At 37.6% G+C, this 19,604-nt stretch carries 20 protein-coding genes; 8 read left to right on the top strand and 12 right to left on the bottom strand.

What is annotated here, in order from left to right; all coding sequences use genetic code 11:
- The first annotated feature begins 75 nt into the window (after positions 1–75).
- The 4 genes from CW736_RS02460 (at position 76) to CW736_RS02445 (ending at position 4,357) form a co-directional block, all read left to right on the top strand.
- Positions 76–759, top strand: a complete 684-nt coding sequence (locus CW736_RS02460) for a glycosyltransferase family 2 protein (protein WP_410503953.1) — start codon at positions 76–78, stop codon at positions 757–759.
- Positions 756–2,243: a cellulose synthase family protein gene (locus CW736_RS02455; protein ID WP_101012398.1), complete on the top strand. Its 1,488-nt coding sequence runs from the start codon at positions 756–758 to the stop codon at positions 2,241–2,243. The genes CW736_RS02460 and CW736_RS02455 overlap by 4 nt, the downstream gene beginning before the upstream one ends.
- Positions 2,243–3,649, top strand: a complete 1,407-nt coding sequence (locus CW736_RS02450) for a hypothetical protein (RefSeq protein WP_101012397.1) — start codon at positions 2,243–2,245, stop codon at positions 3,647–3,649. The genes CW736_RS02455 and CW736_RS02450 overlap by 1 nt, the downstream gene beginning before the upstream one ends.
- Before the next feature lie 114 nt (positions 3,650–3,763).
- On the top strand, positions 3,764–4,357 hold the full coding sequence (locus CW736_RS02445; RefSeq protein WP_101012396.1) for a helix-turn-helix domain-containing protein: 594 nt from the start codon (positions 3,764–3,766) through the stop codon (positions 4,355–4,357).
- Positions 4,358–4,415: 58 nt separating this feature from the next.
- On the opposite strand, the gene CW736_RS02440 is transcribed toward CW736_RS02445, so the two are convergent.
- The 7 genes from CW736_RS02440 to CW736_RS02410 all read right to left on the bottom strand — a co-directional run bounded on the left by CW736_RS02440 (position 4,416) and on the right by CW736_RS02410 (position 12,947).
- A complete protein-coding gene (locus tag CW736_RS02440) occupies positions 4,416–5,951 on the bottom strand; it encodes a bifunctional GNAT family N-acetyltransferase/carbon-nitrogen hydrolase family protein (RefSeq protein ID WP_101012395.1) in 1,536 nt (511 codons plus the stop codon).
- A gap of 164 nt (positions 5,952–6,115) precedes the next feature.
- On the bottom strand, positions 6,116–6,787 hold the full coding sequence (locus CW736_RS02435; protein WP_101012394.1) for a hypothetical protein: 672 nt from the start codon (positions 6,785–6,787) through the stop codon (positions 6,116–6,118).
- A gap of 4 nt (positions 6,788–6,791) precedes the next feature.
- Entirely contained in the window at positions 6,792–7,760 is a 969-nt protein-coding gene (locus tag CW736_RS02430; RefSeq protein WP_101012393.1) for a deoxyhypusine synthase family protein, read from the bottom strand.
- 15 nt (positions 7,761–7,775) lie between these two features.
- Positions 7,776–8,711 carry an agmatinase gene (gene speB / locus CW736_RS02425; protein WP_101012392.1) on the bottom strand — a complete coding sequence of 312 codons (936 nt, stop codon included), beginning with the start codon at positions 8,709–8,711 and terminating at the stop codon, positions 7,776–7,778.
- 215 nt (positions 8,712–8,926) lie between these two features.
- Complete coding sequence (locus CW736_RS02420) at positions 8,927–10,315, bottom strand: arginine decarboxylase (protein WP_101012391.1); 1,389 nt, start codon at positions 10,313–10,315, stop codon at positions 8,927–8,929.
- Positions 10,316–10,407: 92 nt separating this feature from the next.
- Positions 10,408–11,394 (bottom strand): pseudouridine synthase, encoded by a 987-nt coding sequence (locus tag CW736_RS02415; protein ID WP_101012390.1) that lies wholly within the window; start codon positions 11,392–11,394, stop codon positions 10,408–10,410.
- A gap of 296 nt (positions 11,395–11,690) precedes the next feature.
- Positions 11,691–12,947, bottom strand: coding sequence for an ABC transporter permease (locus tag CW736_RS02410; protein ID WP_101012389.1), 1,257 nt, complete (start codon positions 12,945–12,947; stop codon positions 11,691–11,693).
- A gap of 214 nt (positions 12,948–13,161) precedes the next feature.
- Between CW736_RS02410 and CW736_RS02405 the strand changes: the two genes are divergently transcribed.
- Positions 13,162–14,217 (top strand): diphosphomevalonate/mevalonate 3,5-bisphosphate decarboxylase family protein, encoded by a 1,056-nt coding sequence (locus CW736_RS02405; protein WP_101012388.1) that lies wholly within the window; start codon positions 13,162–13,164, stop codon positions 14,215–14,217.
- Positions 14,218–14,226: 9 nt separating this feature from the next.
- Positions 14,227–15,165: a mevalonate kinase gene (locus CW736_RS02400; RefSeq protein WP_101012387.1), complete on the top strand. Its 939-nt coding sequence runs from the start codon at positions 14,227–14,229 to the stop codon at positions 15,163–15,165.
- A 106-nt stretch (positions 15,166–15,271) separates the two neighbouring features.
- Here CW736_RS02400 and CW736_RS02395 read toward each other — a convergent pair whose 3' ends face one another.
- The 5 genes from CW736_RS02395 to pepE form a co-directional block, all read right to left on the bottom strand.
- Positions 15,272–15,961 carry a M15 family metallopeptidase gene (locus CW736_RS02395; RefSeq protein WP_232735399.1) on the bottom strand — a complete coding sequence of 230 codons (690 nt, stop codon included), beginning with the start codon at positions 15,959–15,961 and terminating at the stop codon, positions 15,272–15,274.
- A complete protein-coding gene (locus CW736_RS02390) occupies positions 15,958–16,413 on the bottom strand; it encodes a GNAT family N-acetyltransferase (protein WP_101012386.1) in 456 nt (151 codons plus the stop codon). The genes CW736_RS02395 and CW736_RS02390 overlap by 4 nt, the downstream gene beginning before the upstream one ends.
- Positions 16,414–16,418: 5 nt before the next feature.
- Positions 16,419–16,955: a GNAT family N-acetyltransferase gene (locus CW736_RS02385; RefSeq protein WP_101012385.1), complete on the bottom strand. Its 537-nt coding sequence runs from the start codon at positions 16,953–16,955 to the stop codon at positions 16,419–16,421.
- Positions 16,952–17,233: a GNAT family N-acetyltransferase gene (locus CW736_RS02380; RefSeq protein ID WP_101012384.1), complete on the bottom strand. Its 282-nt coding sequence runs from the start codon at positions 17,231–17,233 to the stop codon at positions 16,952–16,954. The genes CW736_RS02385 and CW736_RS02380 overlap by 4 nt, the downstream gene beginning before the upstream one ends.
- 94 nt (positions 17,234–17,327) lie before the next feature.
- Positions 17,328–18,038 (bottom strand): dipeptidase PepE, encoded by a 711-nt coding sequence (gene pepE, locus CW736_RS02375; protein ID WP_101012383.1) that lies wholly within the window; start codon positions 18,036–18,038, stop codon positions 17,328–17,330.
- Positions 18,039–18,158: 120 nt separating this feature from the next.
- On the opposite strand from pepE, the gene CW736_RS02370 reads away from it, so the two are divergent.
- Together CW736_RS02370 and CW736_RS02365 are read left to right on the top strand one after the other, a co-directional pair.
- Positions 18,159–19,037, top strand: a complete 879-nt coding sequence (locus CW736_RS02370; protein ID WP_101012382.1) for a carboxypeptidase-like regulatory domain-containing protein — start codon at positions 18,159–18,161, stop codon at positions 19,035–19,037.
- Positions 19,027–19,575: a hypothetical protein gene (locus CW736_RS02365; RefSeq protein WP_101012381.1), complete on the top strand. Its 549-nt coding sequence runs from the start codon at positions 19,027–19,029 to the stop codon at positions 19,573–19,575. Before CW736_RS02370 ends, CW736_RS02365 begins: the two co-directional genes overlap by 11 nt.
- The last annotated feature ends 29 nt before the right edge of the window (positions 19,576–19,604 follow it).

Genomic DNA, 19,604 nt, shown 5'->3' with positions numbered 1-19,604 from the left:
TTTGTGGACTAACCCATTCATATTCCTTAAATTGCTTCATTTTTAAAATACTTTGTCCTGAGCACAACACCTATCATAAGAGTCTTGATTCCTGCCTATAATGAAGCAGATTCCATACCGCTGGTCATTAAAGATATTCCGTCTATAGTGACAGAGGTCATTGTATGCAGTAATAATTCTGACGACCATACGGTAATAAATGCACGTCGTGCAGGGGCAACGGTTGTAGAAGAGCCTGTTCCAGGATATGGAAATGCCTGTCTAAAGGGAATGGAATATGTGGCAGCTTTATCTAGTCCTACCGATATCATTGTTTTTTTAGATGGAGATTACAGCGATTATCCAGAGCAACTTATAGAGTTAATAGCGCCGATTTCAGAAAACAACATAGACTTTGTAGTAGGATCAAGAGTTAAGAAATGGAGGGAAAGAGGTGCTATGACTATCCCTCAGATTTTCGGTAATTGGTTAGCCACCTCTCTTATGAGTCTTTTTTTTAAGTCAAAATTTACTGATTTAGGCCCTTTTAGAGCCATTAAATATGACAAGCTTCTTGAGTTGGAAATGGAAGACCGCACGTATGGGTGGACAGTAGAGATGCAGCTGAAGGTATTAAAAAGGGGCTGGAGCTATAAAGAAGTGCCTATGAAATACCGCAATAGAATAGGTGTTTCAAAAGTTTCAGGTACGGTTAAAGGTGCTATATTTGCAGGCGTTAAGATATTAGTATGGATTTTCAAATACGGTTTTAAGAAATGATATTAGTTTGGATTTGCATTGTCGTTTATTCTATATCACTTATTTTGATTTTGTTCTACGCTTTTGCGCAGCTCAATCTTTTGATCAATTACATCAAGGCTCAAAAATTAGTAGATAACGCTCCTCAATTGGATTTAAGTAATCCAGAAGAAGTTCCCTATGTCACCATACAATTGCCTGTTTTTAATGAGGCATATGTAATGGAACGACTATTAGATAATATTGCCCTTATAGATTACCCTAGAGAAAAGTTAGAAATTCAGGTTCTTGACGATTCCACCGATGAAACTGTCGAGACCACAGCGGCGCATGTCAAAACACTTGCTGCAACCGGTCTGGATATTGTCCATATTACAAGAACTGATCGCAGCGGTTATAAAGCAGGCGCACTCAAAGAGGGTCTTGAAGTCGCAAAGGGAGAGCTGATTGCTATTTTTGACGCAGATTTCCTTCCAGATACAGATTGGTTGTATAAGACCATTCCCTACTTTAAAGATCCAGAAATAGGAGTAGTGCAAACCAGATGGGCGCACCTTAATAGAGATTATTCTATACTTACACAAGTACAGGCATTTGCATTAGATGCCCACTTTACATTAGAACAGGTAGGGCGTAACTCTAAAGGACACTTTATCAATTTTAATGGAACCGCAGGGGCGTGGCGCAAAGAGACGATCTATGATGCTGGAAACTGGGAGGGAGATACCTTAACAGAAGATCTGGACTTAAGTTATAGGGCGCAATTAAAAAAATGGAAGTTCAAGTATTTAGAACATGTAACTACTCCAGCAGAGTTGCCTATAATCATCAGTGCGGCTCGCTCACAGCAATTCCGTTGGAACAAAGGTGGTGCAGAGAATTTTAGAAAGATGTTTAAAAGAGTGATCTTTTCAGACATATCTTTCAGATCAAAAATGCACGGGATACTTCATTTGTTAAACAGTACGATGTTTCTCAATGTTTTGATTGTAGGATTATTAAGTGTTCCTATGCTCTACATAAAAAATGAATACGGTCATCTACGTGAGTATTTTATAGTGATGAGTTTCTTTGTGATCAGTACCATCATCTTTTTTGTATGCTACTGGTACATGTATAAGAAAACCTACGGTGGCGGCTTTAAAAACTTTGTATCTTATATAGGTATGTTTTTCACCTTCTTTTCTATTGCTATGGGCTTTTCCTTCCATAATTCTATTGCTGTTTTAGAAGGTCATGCAGGTAAACGAAGTGAGTTTGTAAGAACACCTAAATTCAACCTAAAAGCGATGGGTGGCAACTGGAAAACAAATAAGTATTTGCTTAAGAAGATAAGCCCGCATGTTATTGTTGAAGGTATACTCATGCTTTATTTTGCCTTTGGTATGTACTCTGCCTTTGTAGTAGGTGATCAAGGTGGTGATTTCGGACTGTTTCCGTTCCATCTAATGCTTTTTATTGGTTTCGGATTCGTCTTTATACGCAGTATTACAGATAAGCAGTAATGAAACAAAAGCTGGGTAATATTTTTGGTATTATCAGCATCATTAGTGCGGTTCTTTACGCTGTTTTTTTCTCGCTTTCGCGAAAGCAGTTCACAGAAACATTTTTAGTTTATAGTTTGCTTTTTCTATGCTTATATGCATTTTACAAATTGAGCAAGCATGCCTTTCATGTCAATTATCGATTTTTATCCAAGAAATGGAGTGGTAGGTTTTTCAACTCTGATGTGTTGGTATTGGTTCTTGCAGTTGGAGTTATTTGCAGGTTACTGTTGCTTACTTATACGCCCAATCTTTCACAAGACTTCTTTAGATTTATATGGGACGGGAATCAATTGTTAGCAGGTTATAATCCTTATTTGTACTTGCCTGATGAGGTGATGCGATCAGGAGCATCTCCTATTCCTAATGCAGCTTTCTTACATGCAAATATGGGGGAGTTGTCCAGTGGTCACTATACCAATTACCCGCCGTTGAATCAGTTGGTTTTTGCTGCAGCTGCTTTTCTAGGGGGTAAAAGTATATTTGCCACCATGCTATGGATGCGGATTTTTATTATCATAGCAGATGTTGGTATTTTTTTCTATGGATTAAAACTATTGAAACTTTTAGGTAAATCACCTTATTTGATACTCTTATATTTTCTGAATCCGTTTGTGATTATTGAACTGACAGGGAACTTGCATTTTGACGGAATGGTGTCTTTTCTACTGCTTTTGTCGGTGTATCATTTGTTGAAATCACAACAAATTAAAACGGCTTTGTTTCTGGCATATGGGGTGCTTTTAAAACTGTTGCCGCTTATCGTATTGCCATTGTTATTTAAAAAACTACAATGGAAGAGGGCCAGCTTACTTTGCCTAGCGGTAGGTGCTATAGTCCTTATAGGCTTCCTTCCTTTTTACAGCAGTGACTTAATAGAAAAGTATTCTGGCTCTGTAGCTTTGTGGTTTGGGGATTTTGAATTCAATGCCAGTGTTTATTATTTGATAAGAGCTATAGGTTATGAGTTTACTGGGTATAATGTTATTGAGACAGCAGGTATCGTACTGCCTATGATTACTTTCTTATCGGTGTTGCTTATTGCATTGAAGCGAAAAAATGAAATTCCAGAGGTGTTATTGAGTAGTATTGTATTTTCATTTTTCGTTTATCTATTCCTGTCTACGACGGTGCATCCTTGGTACCTCACCATCCCATTGCTGTTTTCTGTTTTTACCAGGTACCGATTTATGCTCGTGTGGAGTTTTGTAGTTTTTCTAAGTTATTACACCTATTCAAATAGTCAATTTACAGAGAATTTAGTGCTAGTGGGATTAGAATATACGGTAGTTGCCGCTGTGTTTTTATGGGAAGTTATATTTTTTGATAAAAATAACCTCCAAAAAACAAAGCTTAACAGTCTTTAAAACAGTATTTTGACAGATTTGTCATAAGAATGACGTAAACAAGTCCAAGATAAAATAACGCATCAAGTTCTATCTCAGACTAGTTTTGTTCCTAACAAATCAAAAACCAAAACCATGAATTCTATTGGAACAAAAATTAAAGAGATACGTCTTAAAAAAGGATTGTCTCAAGAGGAGTTAGCAGAGAAGTCTCAGATGAGTCTTCGTACCATACAGCGCATAGAAAATAACGAGAATGAACCTCGAGGTAAAACCATGCAATTGATTTGTGAGTCCTTAGGAGCTAATATTGAAGAGCTGTTAGACTACGATAAAAAAGAAGATTTACAGTTCTTGATGTTTTTTCATTTATCGGTGTTGTGCGGTATAGCAATTCCTACTGGGAATATTATTCTACCCCTAGTTTTGTGGTTGACTAAAAAGGATAAAATTCAAGGCTTACAAAAGATGGGAGCCAAGCTGTTGAATTTTCAGATCCTATGGACTTGTCTATCCTTTTTGTTGCCGGTTCTTTATTTAATCGCGGGATCCCAAGGTTTGTTCGACTTTATGGGGGAACAGGTAAGTAGCATTCTCAATCTGAAATTTGCTTTTTATATCAACTTGTTTTTTGGGTCCATCAATTATATTGCAGCAGTTATTCTAGCTATTGCAAATCGAAATGGCAAACAAATCACTTACCCAAGTATCATTCCTATGATTCAATAAAAAAGGCTTTCTAAATGTTCCCCATTTAGAAAGCCTCTTGTTTTTTAAGTAAGCCTGTTTACTTTTTAATTACTTCATAAAGATCAGTCCTGCGGTCTTTGATGTTTTTTACGGCTCCATAGTTGTGCAGTTCTTTCAATAAATCAAGATCCACGTCGGCTACTAGAATCATTTCGGTGTTTGCAGTAGCTTCTGCCTTGACTCCATTGGAAGGAAAAGCAAAATCACAAGGGGTAAATACGGCACTTTGAGCATAAGAGATATCCATATTCTCTACAGCAGGAAGATTTCCTACGCAACCTGCAATAGCTACGTAACATTCGTTCTCTACGGCACGAGCTTGGGAGCACAAACGCACTCTAGCGTACGCATTTTGTGTGTCGGTAAGAAAGGGGACAAAAAGTATTTGCATGCCTTCTTGGGCCATAATACGGCTTAGTTCTGGAAATTCACTATCATAACAAATCAAGATGCCTATTTTACCACAATCGGTGTCAAAAGTCTGAATTTTATTACCCCCTTGAAGTCCCCATACTTTTTGCTCATCAGGAGTTACGTGGATTTTTTCATAGCGTTCAATGGTTCCGTCACGGCGACATAAATTACCAACGTTATACAACTGTCCATCAATAACCTCAGGCATAGAACCAGTAATAATATTGATGTTGTATTTGATGGATAATTCAGAAAAGCGATTTCTGATCATTTCAGTGTACTTAGCTAGTTCTCTAATAGAATCACTAACACTCAATTTATTATAAGCTGCCATAAGAGGCGCGTTAAAATACTCCGGAAACATAGCAAAATCTGATCGGTATGCAGCAACAGCATCAACAAAGTATTCTACTTGTTGCATGAGTTCGTCAAAGCCGGAGTATGGACGCATTTGCCATTGAATTAGCCCTAATCGCACGGTGCTTTTTAAAGCGCTGGTTTTAGTAATAGGCTTGGTGTAATAAATATTATCCCATTCCAGAAGTACGGCATACTCCATGGAAGCGGCATCTCCATCCAAGTAGTTTTTGAGCACACGAGATACATGGAAGTCATTGGACAATTGGAAATTTAAAACCGAGTCTAAAATCTCCTTATTGCGCACTTTCTCAATGTACTCTTTAGGAGTCATCTTGCTAGCGTGGTTGTGATAATTAGGTATCCTTCCGCCAAAAGCAATTCCTCTTAAATTTAAATTTTCACACAATTCTTTACGATAGTCATATAAACGACGTCCTAATCGCATCCCGCGGTATTGGGGTTTTATAAAAACTTCGATTCCGTAAAGTACGTCACCATCGTCGTCATGTGTGGTAAATTTATAATTCCCAGTAACTTGCTCGTACGTATACTGCCCGCTGAAGTCTTCATACTTTACCACTATACTCAGTGCGCAAGCAACGATTTCTTCATTGACCTTAAGCACGACTTGACCTTCTGGAAATTTTTCTACCAGCGTTTTTATTTGCTCTTCTCTCCAGTAGGAATCTGGCAGATTCCTATAAGAATCTATCATTGCATGTTTCAGCTCTTCATAATCCTTGAGCTGTAAAAACTCCAGATTCAAATTGTCAATCTTATTCATATGGGAATCACTCATAATACTGTTGGATCTAATTATACTAAGGCAGCGCTGCGATTTGATTCCTAAAAAAAATCAACACCGCATCTATTGTTAAATAACTTATAGGTTTTTATCTCGCTTTCGCGAAAGCGGAACTATTAAAATTCACAAAACCAGGACCACTCTAAAGTTATGGAGTCCTAACCACAATTAGCATTATAGAATTCTACGATTTCTTTAAGATCAGACTTTTTTAAATCTCTTCCTTCTAGCTTGGTAATCAGGCTAGGGCAATCTTCAAAATATTCAGCGGCTCGTTTTTTAAACCCTTTAAATAGACTGACGTGATTGATAAGTTCAGCCTCTTCACCTTCACGGCATACCCATAGTTGATTGTGCTGTGACCAGTTTCCTATAAAAATAGGAACAGCAACAGAGCCGCCAGCACCTGCCATCCAGCCTCCATTGTTTTGAGTCACCGTTCTACCATAGAGACTCACGCCGCCTACAACTACTTCTTGCATAAAGCCTAAATAATCGTTCCTTTTTCTTTTCCTGATAAGTACGGGTGCGTAAGTTTCAACTTTTGTTTTTTCAATTCGCTCACCATTTACTCGTTCCTTAAAAGTCACTGTAAATAAGATGTTGTCAACTTCTTGAATTTTGTATTTCTGCTTTTTGGACTTTCGCTCGGTGCGGAACCTTACTTTTTCAGTACCGCCAAAATTAAAAGCAGCACCTACCTGAGGTATTTTTGCTTCACCACTAAGAACACTACCGTTTTTTAAGGTCACTACTGCTGGTGTCCAAGAATACTGGCTGTAAACAACACTTGAAAATAAAAAACCGACAATAAACAGAATACTTCTCATACAATTACATTTCTAACAAATAAGCAAAAATCAACGGAGCCACAATAGTAGCATCGCTTTCTACGATAAATTTAGGGGTGTCTTGGTCGAGTTTTCCCCAGGTAATTTTTTCATTGGGTACTGCTCCAGAATAACTTCCATAACTGGTTGTGGAATCTGATATCTGACAGAAGTAACTCCAAAATGGTGTGTCGGTGCGCTCCATATCTTGATACAACATAGGCACTACACAAATCGGGAAATCTCCTGCAATTCCTCCACCTATCTGGAAGAAACCTATTCCTTTTTGGGAGTTGTCGGTATACCAGTCTGCTAAGAAGGTCATGTATTCAATACCACTTTTTACGGTACTGGCTTTTAGTTCTCCCTTGAGCACGTAGCTGGCAAAAATATTCCCCATAGTACTGTCTTCCCATCCTGGAACAACTATAGGTAGATTAGCTTTGGCAGCTGCATACATCCATGAGTTCTCAATAGGGATTTCATAGTACTGTTCTAGAACACCACTAAGCAACAGTTTATACATGTATTCATGAGGGAAATAACGCTCGCCATTAGCCTCTGCATCTTTCCATATCTTAACGATGTGCTCTTGTAATCTTCTAAAAGCTTCTTGCTCTGGTATACAGGTATCGGTTACACGATTGAGGCCTTTTTCCAGTAAATCCCACTCATCTTGCGGGGTTAAATCGCGGTAGTTAGGAACTCTTTTATAGTGACTGTGCGCCACAAGATTCATCAAATCTTCTTCGAGGTTGGCTCCGGTACAGGAAATGATATGTACTTTATCTTGACGTATCATCTCGCCAAAAATTTTACCAATTTCGGCAGTACTCATTGCTCCGGCGAGGGAAACGAGCATTTTTGAACCTTGGTTGAGTTGTGCTTCATAACCTTTGGCAGCATCCACAAGCGCTGCACTGTTAAAGTGTAAGAAGTATTTTTCTATGAAATCTGTTATTGGTTTTCCCATGTTATTTTTTGAAGATTAATCTTCGATGTTTTTCATTTTTTTTAATCCTGCTTTTGCAAAAGTATTGTTGGAGTCATGGCCATTTTCTCCTGCTAGAGCGATGTCTTTAAATTTATAACTCAGCATTTTATAATATAATTTTGCTGCAAGAAAGTCAGACGATTTCTCGGATGGATTAGGGCATAATTCTACGATATCAAATCCTACCACGTTCTTCTCTGCAAAGACCATTTTCAAGAAATCTAGGGTCTCGTACCAGAACATTCCTCCAGGCTCTGGTGTTCCAGTAGATGGACATATAGACGGGTCAAAAGCATCCAGATCTATGGTGATAAAAACATTTTCGGTTAGTGCTTCTGCAGCTTTTTCTGACCAGTAGTCGTCTTGGATCATTTCGTGACGGTAGAAAACCTTTTCATCATCATTAACACCTACTTCTATACTGTCCATAGATCTGATTCCTACTTGAACTAGGTTTGCTGTCTGACTTGCCTCGTATACAGCACAAGCGTGATTGCAATTACTGCCCTCATATTCTTTTCTCAAGTCTGCATGAGCATCGATTTGAAGGATGCTTAAATTCTCATACATTTCATTAAATGCGCGTATACTTCCTATGGAAACGGAGTGTTCTCCACCGAAAAGAGTAACAAATTTATTTTTTTTGATGTACTTTTTGGTAGTAGCGTGAACGGCAGCTACCATAGCTTCTGGAGAGCTGTTTTCTGTAACAGCATCTGCTAGAAAAATGCCGTGATGGTACACTTCTGTATCGGTTTCAATATCATATAATTCCATATTAGCACTGGCGTCTAAAAAAGCCTGAGGGCCTTTGTCGGCTCCTTTTTGCCAGGTACTGGTTCCATCGTAAGGAACTGGAATTAAAACAATAGATGCATTATCTAATCCAGCATATTCATCTGGGATTCCTGCATAGTTTGAATTGCTCATGTGGTGAAGTTAAAAGTTGATTTTAAATTTAAGTGATTTTTTGGTTAATTAGGTCTCGACTGCGCACGACCAGAGATTTATATATTGTTTTTGACATGCATTTTAAGTTCCTGCTTGAAATACCCATCCCAACCTTCCTTCAAGGGAAAGAGTTTTTCAATTGTTTCAATTTCAATTTCAATTTCGAGTTCGAGTTCAAGTTCAAGTTCGAGTTCCTAATATCCTAAAATACCCAGCATTTGCTCTGAGGTCTGTTCTTCTTTAAAAACTCGGGTTTGAATTTTTCCGTCTTCGTCGCGATCGATCAAAATATGTTTTGGTGCGGGGATCAGGCAGTGCTGTATACCTCCAAAACCACCTATACTTTCTTGATAAGCTCCTGTATTAAAAAACCCTATATATAAAGGTTTATCTTTATGGTATTTAGGCAAGTAAATAGCGTTCACATTTTGCTCGCTGTTATAGTAATCATCACTGTCACAGGTTAGTCCGCCTAGTAAAACGCGCTCGTATTCCTCACTCCAGCGGTTAAGTGCAAGCATAATAAAACGCTTGTTAATCGCCCATGAGTCTGGTAAAGTAGTGATAAAGGAGCTGTTGATCATGTTCCATTTCTCACGATCATTTTGTTGTTTTTGGTACAAGACTTTGTAAATAGCCCCACCGCTTTCTCCAACGGTGAAGGAGCCAAATTCTGTAAAAATATGGGGCACATCAACACCGGCTTCATCGCAAACTTGTTTGATTTGAGCTACGATTTCATCGATGATATACTCGTAGTCAAAATCAAAAACTAAGGAATTTTTGATAGGGAAGCCACCACCTATATTTAAACTGTCCAGAGAAGGACATATCTTTTTAAGGCTGATATAAACTTTAAGGCATTTGTGTAACTCGTTCCAGTAATACGCATTATCCCTGATGCCAGTATTGATAAAAAAGTGCAACATTTTGAGTTGTACTTGATCGTTAGATTCAATTTGAGTTTTATAGAAATTAAGAATATTCTTATAACCTATTCCCAGCCTACTGGTATAAAATTCAAATTTAGGCTCTTCTTCACTCGCGATACGTATCCCACAATGGAACTTCTTCTTTGTGGCATCTGTCAATAGCGTTAATTCTTCAAAGTTATCAATGATAGGAATACAGTTCTGTCCTGAATCAATTAACTCTGCAATGTTTTGAATGTATAGGTCTCGTTTAAAACCATTACAAATAACAAAAGTGTCTTTTTGGATTTTGCCTTCTTCCCTTAACTTGTTAACGATGTTGATATCAAAGGCACTAGAAGTCTCAATGTGGATATCATTAGATAAGGCTTCATCCAGTACATGTTTAAAATGCGAGCTTTTGGTGCAATAACAGTAATGGTATTTTGCTTTGTAGTCTGCTTTCGCGAAAGCGGAATCAAACCAGCCCTTTGCTCGATTTATATTATCTGAAATTTTAGGTAGATAAGTGAATTTTAATGGCGCACCATATTGTTCAACGAGAGCCATAAGGTCTATACCGTGGAACCGTAGTTGCTCATCTTGCAGTTCAAACTCTTCGGTCGGGAAGTAATAAGTCTGATCAATGAGATCTATGTATTTTGTATTCAAATTACGGATTAATTTATATAGTAAGGCACCGTTGCCTTACTAACAAAATTGCTCTAATGTAAATCAGTATTTGTTAATGAGGTGTTAATTTTTTACTGAATCATTTTCAGATTAATCACCTCTTGATCAGTTAGCTTGCGGTAATGACCACGTGGCAGATCTTTTTTAGTAAGCCCACCCAACACCACTCTGTCAAGTACTTTTATTTCATATCCTACAGATTCAAAGACACGTTGCACGATGTTATCTTTACCACTGTGGATTTCAATTCCTACCTCGTTATTTTTACCGTTCTCAACGTAGTTGATTTCTTTAATCTCTACTTCTTCACGATCCAGTAAAATTCCATTACGCAATTTCATTAAATCTTCGTGTTTAAAGCTGCGGTCTAAAGCAACTTGATAGATTTTGCGTAATTTTTGTTTAGGGTTATTCAGTTTGTTTGCTAATTCAAGATCACTAGTGAACAACATAATTCCTAAGGACGCCCTTCCTAAGCGCCCCACAAAATGCAGGCGATTTGGACTAGCGTTTTCCATAAGGTCCAGGACCGTTCTTGTAGAACCTTCCCCTTTACGTGGGGAATTAAATCCTTTAGGCTTATTAAGAATAAAATATTCTTTTTTAGTAGGTTGTATAGGCCTGTCGTCAAAACGTACTTCGTCACCAGGCATTACTTGGTAGCCCATTTCTATAACAGGTTTGCCATTAACACTTACACTACCCGCCTGTATATAGATGTCTGCATCGCGACGGCTACAAAGGCCAGAGTTTGCGATGTACTTGTTAAGCCTAGTCCCTGCTTTGTCTGTTTTTCTTTTGGTGAAGCTTTCTGACTTTTTACGGTCTATGTATTCTTTTTTGGTAACAGCTTTACCAGAACGAGAAGTTCCAACTACCTGATTTTTACCACCACGAGTATTAGGACGTTCATTAGAATCGTTGTTGCGAGAAGGAGATTTTCCTTTGTTGTCAAATGATTTTTCATTGCGTCTGTCATTGTTTTTTGAAGCACCAGCGCTTTTGCCATCACGGCGGCCGCTACCTTTACCTTTTGATCCTTCGTTACCTTTACTCATCGTATGTAATTTTTTGCAAAGATAGCCTTTTAGTTATTTGAATATCAAGTTGTTTTTTAATTTAAAATGGACTTATTTATTCTCTAAAACTGTACTCTAAAAGCTGTCTTTAATTTTAGAATTATGAATCAGAATTCAACTAAAATAGCAGTAATTTGATGTGTTGTTTTCTGTTGTCAGATGACTCAATTTGAAATATAATCATTTTCTTCTTATTGCCAAGGAAAGGAACAAGAGCTATGCATATTAGTAAAAGGTAAAAGGAATATGCTGCGTATTTTGAAGCTGTCTAAATTCTACATCCCAGTTCTTATAGCCTCTACTGGATCGAGTCTAGCAGCGATAATAGCAGGAATGATCCCGGCAAGAAGGCCGATTATGGCACTCACGCTAGTTCCAAGAATCACGTTTGAAGAGGATAATATAAAGGTGAAATCTTCTACAAAGGTGTTTGCAATTACAGTGGCTATCCAGACAAAGAGCAGTCCAAATAGGCCCCCAAACAAAGCAAGTATGATGGATTCAAATAAAAATTGAGAAAGAATAAATCTTCTTTTTGCACCTAAAGATTTTTGAATGCCTATTAAATTAGTACGTTCCTTGACACTTACAAACATGATGTTTGCTATTCCAAAACCACCTACTAACATAGAGAAACCAGAAATGATCACTCCTATAAGGGTTAATACAGAAGTTACTTGATCAATCAAATCAGCAAGTCCCTTGATGGAGTTTATAAAAAAGTTTGATATTTCACCTTGTCTTAAACCTCTGTAAGCTCTTAATTTTTGTTCTAATACGGCGTTAAACTCTAATGGGTCAACTCCTTTTTTAGGTTTTAAGATAATTGCTGGCAAACGGAACTTGTTGTTGTCTCCATAAATTTTCCTAACAAAGCTGACGGGCACATAAGCACTACCGTCTTTAGGGGGGCCTACATTAAAGCCTTGCCCCACTTTTTCTAAAACCCCAATAACGGTAAATTTATTTCCGTAAAGTCTCACTCTTTTGCCTATAGGGTCTGTCTCTCCAAAAAGGCTTGTTGCCACCTCACTACCAATTACAGTTACCGGGCTGCCGTTGTTAGATTCGGCGCCGTTAAAAAAGCGACCTTGTTTTAATTTTAAATTATCAATGTCATAATAACTGTCTGTGCCTGGTACAATACTGACTCCTGTGGCAGTTTTACCCTCAAATTTTATGTTTTCTGGACCTGAAAAAACAGTGTAGGTCATGACGTCTATGTCTTCCATACTGCGCTGTAGCATCTGGAATTCGTCATAAGTAACTTTAGGAAAACTCTCGTATTGATAAGGTTCTAATTCTGTTGGGCCAAAGGACTGACTCGTTAAGTAAATAGTAGAAATATCTAAGGAACTGAGTCCATCGGTCACCTCGTTTTCCAAAGAATCAATTGCTGCAAGAACACCGATAATGGAGAATATGCCAATGGTAACCCCTAGAAGTGACAAAAAGGTACGCAGCAAATTGGTGCGTAACGCATTAATGGCAAAAAAGAAACTTTCCTTTAAAACTCTAAGATAAATGAGCATGGACTGATTTTAGATGTGCGGCTGGTTAAAAATACGCTTTATCATTGGACACGATATAAGCTTATTTGTTACAAATACGATTGTTTTTATTCCAATTTTAGTAGGGAATCAAGTTTAGAAAGGACTTTTTTTCTCCAGAAAAAGAAAGCGCAACTTCAAACATCTTCTAAAAAGATTTCCTAACTTATCTTTGCAGCTTAAATAAGGTCGACAATTGGAAGAGAATTTTAAGCTTAGAAATCAGGTAGAATTAAAGGAATCGCTAGCTACAAAATGGCAAGCACCTTCTAATATTGCTTTGGTAAAATATTGGGGAAAATACGGTATGCAATTACCTGCAAATCCATCTATAAGCTTTACGCTTAATGCATGTCGTACCATAACTAATGTAAAAGCAACCAAGGGGCAACCTGGTTTTAGCATCAGTTATGACGGGATTGCAAAACCTGAATTTGCACCTAAGATCCAGGCTTATTTGGAGCGTATTGTGGACTATTGTCCATGGACAGCCCATTATTTTTTTGAGATAGATACGCACAACACATTTCCGCATAGTTCTGGTATAGCGAGTAGTGCGAGTAGTATGGCTGCTTTAAGCGCTTGTATGATGGATTTTGAAAGTGAGCTTACTGCAACCCCGCTGGATTATCATAAAATGTCATTTTTATCTCGTTTAGGTTCAGGAAGCGCTTGTCGAAGTCTTCAAGGAGCCGCTGTTTTATGGGGTGAACATAAAGACACAGCAGATAGTTCTAACTTTTACGGAGTGGATAAAAGTGATTTGTTGCATCCGGTTTTTCAGGATTTTCAGGACAGCATATTACTGGTTGATAAAGGTGAAAAGGTAGTCAGTTCTTCTGTAGGTCACGATTTGATGAATGGCCACGCTTTCGCGCAAGCGAGATTTGAACAAGCTCAAGAGAATTTAACCACTTTAAAGAAAGCATTACAAGAAGGTGATTTAGAAACCTTTATCAAGATCACTGAAAGTGAGGCGCTGACCTTGCATGCCATGATGATGACCTCACAGCCTTATTTTATATTGATGAAGCCTCATACGTTGTCGATTATTGAGGAAATTTGGGCTTTTAGGAAAGAAACACAAATACCCGTATGCTTTACACTGGATGCAGGAGCAAATGTACATATGCTATATCCTAGCAATCACAAAACTGCGGTCGATGTGCTGATTAACAACAAATTGACGCGCTATTGTCAAAACTCTCACTATATTTGTGATGAAATTGGTGCAGGTGCAAAAAAGTGCTAACTTAGTTATATGAAAGGACCATTATTTTATTCTAAGATTCTACTCTTTGGTGAGTACGGTATTATTAAAGATTCTAAAGGTCTTTCCATTCCTTATAATTTTTATAAAGGAGCGCTTAAGATCAGTGAAGAATTAACGGATGCTTCAGCACAGTCTAATAAGAATTTAGAACGTCTTGCGATTCATATACAGTCACTTCAAGAGTCGGACAAAGATTTTCCTCAGTTTGATATTTCAAGTCTTAGAAGCGATGTGAATGCAGGAATGTACTTTGATTCCAGTATACCGCAAGGTTATGGAGTAGGTAGTAGTGGTGCTTTAGTTGCTGCTATTTATGATAAATATGCTATTGATAAAATTACAGTTTTAGAAAACCTAACTAGAGAAAAATTACTGATCTTAAAAGATGTTTTTGGAAAAATAGAGAGTTTCTTTCATGGAAAAAGCTCTGGGTTAGATCCATTAAACTCTTATTTAAGCTTGCCTATTTTAATTAATTCGCAACAAGATATAGAGCCAGCGGGAATTCCTTCGCAGCTAGCGACAGGAAAAGGAGCTGTTTTTCTATTGGATTCAGGTATAGTAGGAGAGACCGCACCAATGGTGAATATTTTCATGGAGAATATGAAGCAAGAAGGATTCCGTGCGATGCTGAAAGATAAATTTGTGAAATATACAGATATGTGTGTGGAAGACTTTTTATCTGGAGATGTGAAAGGACTTTTTGGCAATGTAAAACAACTTTCTCACATCGTATTAGACAATTTTAAACCTATGATTCCAGCACAATTTCACGAGCTGTGGAAAACAGGGTTGGATACAGGTGATTATTACTTGAAGCTTTGTGGTTCTGGTGGAGGTGGTTATATCTTAGGCTTTACAGAAGATCTTGAAAAAGCAGAAAAAACACTAGAAGATTACAAACTTGAAGTGGTGTATTCTTTTTAGAAAATTAAAATTTATACAAAAACGCCCAACTGAAAAGTTGGGCGTTTTTTGTTGTTGGGGGTTTCCTTGTAGGTTTATTTTAATAGCTTTTAACTCTGTGATGGAATCAGCCTTTTAATTTAGGATGGATCCCTTTGATATGCTCTTCCAGGTAACGATGGATGCGTTCTTCACTGATTTTATCCATTCCCATAATAGCTTCTGACCTTAAGAAAGAAACCAGATCGATGTTTTTTAAATAGTCGTTATACCGCTTTCGCGAAAGCGGAACATAGCTATAATGCCACGGCTCATATTTAAAACCAGTGCGGTTTTCATTCATGGTGTAAACGATTTCAAAATCATACGCTGAACTGTGCTTTTCCATCCAATCCTTGAGTTTGCAAAAAGGGCCAGTGCCATGAAATTTAGACGGTACTAAAACGTCTCCAGAGTAGGTTGCATTTGCATCAATAAGGTCGATATCCGTTCCCCAATGGTGTCTAGAGGTTCCAGGTACCGTACTGTATTCTACAATTTTATCAAAAATGGCATCAGGCTCAAGACCTTGTGACTCGTATTTTTTATACTTGCGATTCCATATTTGTGTCTGTCGGGTAAAACTCCTGTAACCAGAAACTACCCTCAGTTGAATACCTTCTTTTGCGGCTGCAGTTTTCATAAGATCAAACGCAGCTTGAGTTTCTTTTTCTAATAGATTATTAGGATTGGCACTTTGCCCAGTGAGTTCTTTTTGACCAGTTTGTGTGGTAGTGGTTAATGTAAAAAGGAACATTAGTCCAATGAATCGCATCATAATATTTTTATCATTTTAAAGTGATCTCCTACGTTAGGAATGACAAATAAGTCGCTTACAATTTCATAACCCATTTTTTCATAAAACGGCACTGCGGCAATACGAGCATTGAACCAGATCACTTTAATGTTTTTTTCTTTAAGTAATTGTTCTGCTTTTTTGAGCAATTTCTTTCCTATTCCTTTTCCTTGCATGCTTTCTAGAACGGCCATGCCTCTAAGCTGATAGCATTGGTGCAGTTTATACTCTTCAATTTTTTTTAGGTGCACATCTTTATTCATTAAACAAGTGGTGACACCTATTATTTTATCCTTCTCAAAAGCGCCTAGATGAAATGTGGTCCCTAATTCATCTCCAGAGAAATGGCAGTCCTCCATAGGTCTTCCTTTTCTAAGAACTGGACGCCTTACAGGAAAGGTTTCTCTCGCGGTGACTGTTTGTATGTCAATCATTTTTCTTAATTTGAATTATTCAGATAGGTTTTTCTAGTGATTTCATAGTGTCTGGCAGCCTCCCTACGGTCCCATAAAAATCGATATTCCAGTTGCATTCCTAATTTTTTTGCTACTACTTGCGAGCCGTAATTCAGTTCATGAACGTGAGCTGCTATTTTATTCAATCCGTGATCCTGAAAGGCGTGTCTTAACACTTCGAGCCCAGACTCTGTTGCATAACCTTTTCCCCAGTATTTTTTTAGGAAGCGGTAACCTATGTCTACAAAACCTTCTTCTTGATGTTTCTTTAATCCCGACCAACCTAAAAATACATCATCCTCTTTTCTAATAACGGCCTTTCTCCCCATGTCATATAATACACACTGTCCCTGCGTATTTGTAACATAATCAACTGCAAATGTTCTTGCAGCTTCTAGGTTTTCAAAAGCATGGTCTCCAGTGTATCGCATCACTTCTTCGTCACTATTGAGGTCAAAAAGAAAAGGGGCGTCTTTTTCTTGAAAAGGCCTGAGATACAGCCGTTCGGTTTCTAATATCATACTCTCAGCGTATTCCAACTGTCATTTTTGTCAAAAAGAACTTCAGCAAATGGACATAACGGGTGGATTTTACGTCCTTTTTCTTTTTCAAAATGGTAGCTTTTTGTTACTAGTTGAGTTCCTAAGCCCTTTCCTTCCTGAGTAGGGTCTACTTCGGTATGGCCTATAGTCATGACATTGTCTTTTAAAGAATAAGTCAACTCTGCTATTGTTTTGTTGTTTTCTTTTAGAAAGAAAATACCTCTAGAGTCGTTCTCGTTATGTTGAATGGATGGCATAATGTTCGGTTTTCTTAAAAATAAAGCGGTATCAATTAAGCCTAAAGATAATTAGTTAATTTTAAATTAGTCTAAAAATTATTTAGTGTGTTGTTTAAAGTTGAGCAAAATCATATCCTGGGTTTACCTCTATGGCGGGGTTGTTTTTTGTCAAAATTCTAGCGGTCGGTGTGCCGCATAAAATCTCTTCTTTACCTTGTACTCTGATATAACTTCCTTCACGCAATCCAACTACAGTCAGATCATTATAACAGTGAAATTCTTTGATGCGTTGCTCTCTAGTTTCCCCCATATGGGTGGAGTTAGGGTCTGAGTCAAGGTAGTGTGCATTGATGTTATAACCTATGGCTCCTGTGGTTTTGAAGCTTGACGGCATGACGATGGGCATGTCATTTGTGTTTCTCATGTTAAGACCGCAAATATTACTTCCAGCGCTAGTTCCTATATAGCAGGTTCCTGCATATATCTTTTTACGCAGCAAGGTCATTAGGTCTAAGTCGTGAAGCATTTTTACCAATACAAATGTGTTACCGCCTCCAGTGAAAATAGCTTCCGCACTTTTTAAGGCTTCCTGCGGATTTTCAAATTCGTGTATTCCTTTTACTGTGATAGGGGTCATTTGAAAAGCAGTTCTAACTCTTTCGGTATATTCCTTATGAGAAATGCCACCTGGACGTGCGTAAGGTATGAATAGAAGTTGTTGTATATTATTTCTATGAAAGGCTTCAAGTAGGGTAGGCAGTAAATAGGAAAGGTATTCGGTGCCATGAATAGTAGATGTGCTGGCAATGATCATGTTTCTCATGGTTTGGTTTTACTAGGTTAAACATCGTTAAACTCTAACAATGATAGGATTATTTGTGCGTTATTTGTGTAGGTCAAATTTGTTTTGATATTATTTAAAGTATACTGATACCTACATCTTATGAAAAAGATTTTACTGTTTCTATTGTTAGTCGGCGGATTAGTCAGTGCTCAAAAGGAACGCGTACAAATACAAGGTGTTATAAATAGTACAACCAATAAACCATTGGAAGGTGTTACTGTTTTTAATTTAGGTTCTTTAGAAGGTACCGTTACTAATGGAGAGGGCGGTTTTTTTATTCATGCTCGAGAGACTGATAAACTTTCTTTTAAAGCGGTACAATTAGAATCCTTTTCTTTAACGATTACTAAGAACGTAATAGAGGATAGAAAAGTTCTTATTTCTCTCAGTGAAGGTGTGAATCAGCTCGATGAAGTGATTGTAGTCGACGGCCTTATGCGCATTAAGGTAAAAAAAACACCTTACGTAGACCCTAAGATCGATGAAGTAAGTGAGTTTAACGTGAAAACAAGAGCTGTAGACCGCATGGAAAACACCATGTCTGACCGCATCAAACAACCAGAAGAATATGCTGTAAGGAATGAAGCTTTTAATCAAAGCCAGCCACGATTTAATATGAGTAATATATTTGGAGCACTTGCTTCTCTGGCGCTTTTGGGTACCCTTGAAGCACTCGATGTGAACACGGGGTCTCCGCCTAAGGTAGGTAAGGAAAAGTTTGACGTCTATATTTTAAAGAACAAGTACAGTACAGAATACTTGCTAGAGTATCTGGAAATACCTGAAAAACACCTTTTTGAGTTTATGTATTTTGCCCAAGATAACGGACTTCATACTGCAATGTTTGAGCAAGAAAGAGAGCTTGATCTACTTCAATTCCTCTCAAATCAAGTAACTTTGTTTAAAGAAAAGAAAAATTACTCCAAAGAAACAGAAGGTTTATCTCCTTCTACTAAAGAAAAAAGCAATGAAAAATAAGTTACTTAAAAATACAGTTTACAGTTTACTCGCTTTATTTTTATTTAGTGTAGCATCTTGTGATGGTGATGATGACCTGCCTTCTGGACCTTCAATAGTGGTCAATTCATTTTGTTATGGACCAGATGCTGCAAGTTCTTTTTTCTCCGTTGAGGCTTATAACAATCGAGTTGTTGAGTCTGGAGTGAATATTTATAACACTAAAGCAATTATCGTGGATAATGGTATCACAGAAGTCAATGGGGAATTAACCGGAGTAGGGATTTTGGTTTCTGTAGATCTTTTTGGAAATCGCAATCAGAATTTTCAGTCAGGCAATTATATTATAGGGGATACGGAACTAGTAGGTGATGTAGTAGTAAGTTATTTTATAGATTACGATTCCAGTTTAATGAATAATACGGGCATCATTATTGAATCCGGTAACGTGATGGTTACTCCTTACAGCAGCGGTTATGCAATAGAAATTGATGGAATAGATGCTAATGGAGATCGTTTTCACGGTATTTATTTAGGGGAAGTTTCTGAACTAAATTAAGCCTATTTTAGATAGTACTATACCTACTT

Source organism: Nonlabens sp. MB-3u-79 (assembly GCF_002831625.1).
Taxonomy (GTDB): Bacteria; Bacteroidota; Bacteroidia; order Flavobacteriales; family Flavobacteriaceae; genus Nonlabens.
The sequence above is the reverse complement of the archived record's forward strand: the minus strand, read 5'-3'. Positions and strand labels throughout refer to the sequence as shown.

Excerpts from the sequence above, each read along its gene's own strand:
- CW736_RS02455 (WP_101012398.1), top strand. The coding sequence starts at position 756 with ATGATATTAGTTTGGATTTGCATTGTCGTTTATTCTATATCACTTATT.
- CW736_RS02450 (WP_101012397.1), top strand. The coding sequence starts at position 2,243 with ATGAAACAAAAGCTGGGTAATATTTTTGGTATTATCAGCATCATTAGT.
- CW736_RS02445 (WP_101012396.1), top strand. The coding sequence starts at position 3,764 with ATGAATTCTATTGGAACAAAAATTAAAGAGATACGTCTTAAAAAAGGA.
- CW736_RS02440 (WP_101012395.1), bottom strand. The coding sequence starts at position 5,951 with ATGAGTGATTCCCATATGAATAAGATTGACAATTTGAATCTGGAGTTT.
- CW736_RS02435 (WP_101012394.1), bottom strand. The coding sequence starts at position 6,787 with ATGAGAAGTATTCTGTTTATTGTCGGTTTTTTATTTTCAAGTGTTGTT.
- CW736_RS02430 (WP_101012393.1), bottom strand. The coding sequence starts at position 7,760 with ATGGGAAAACCAATAACAGATTTCATAGAAAAATACTTCTTACACTTT.
- speB (WP_101012392.1), bottom strand. The coding sequence starts at position 8,711 with ATGAGCAATTCAAACTATGCAGGAATCCCAGATGAATATGCTGGATTA.
- CW736_RS02415 (WP_101012390.1), bottom strand. The coding sequence starts at position 11,394 with ATGAGTAAAGGTAACGAAGGATCAAAAGGTAAAGGTAGCGGCCGCCGT.
- CW736_RS02410 (WP_101012389.1), bottom strand. The coding sequence starts at position 12,947 with ATGCTCATTTATCTTAGAGTTTTAAAGGAAAGTTTCTTTTTTGCCATT.
- CW736_RS02400 (WP_101012387.1), top strand. The coding sequence starts at position 14,227 with ATGAAAGGACCATTATTTTATTCTAAGATTCTACTCTTTGGTGAGTAC.
- CW736_RS02395 (WP_232735399.1), bottom strand. The coding sequence starts at position 15,961 with ATGATGCGATTCATTGGACTAATGTTCCTTTTTACATTAACCACTACC.
- CW736_RS02390 (WP_101012386.1), bottom strand. The coding sequence starts at position 16,413 with ATGATTGACATACAAACAGTCACCGCGAGAGAAACCTTTCCTGTAAGG.
- CW736_RS02385 (WP_101012385.1), bottom strand. The coding sequence starts at position 16,955 with ATGATATTAGAAACCGAACGGCTGTATCTCAGGCCTTTTCAAGAAAAA.
- CW736_RS02380 (WP_101012384.1), bottom strand. The coding sequence starts at position 17,233 with ATGCCATCCATTCAACATAACGAGAACGACTCTAGAGGTATTTTCTTT.
- pepE (WP_101012383.1), bottom strand. The coding sequence starts at position 18,038 with ATGAGAAACATGATCATTGCCAGCACATCTACTATTCATGGCACCGAA.
- CW736_RS02370 (WP_101012382.1), top strand. The coding sequence starts at position 18,159 with ATGAAAAAGATTTTACTGTTTCTATTGTTAGTCGGCGGATTAGTCAGT.
- CW736_RS02365 (WP_101012381.1), top strand. The coding sequence starts at position 19,027 with ATGAAAAATAAGTTACTTAAAAATACAGTTTACAGTTTACTCGCTTTA.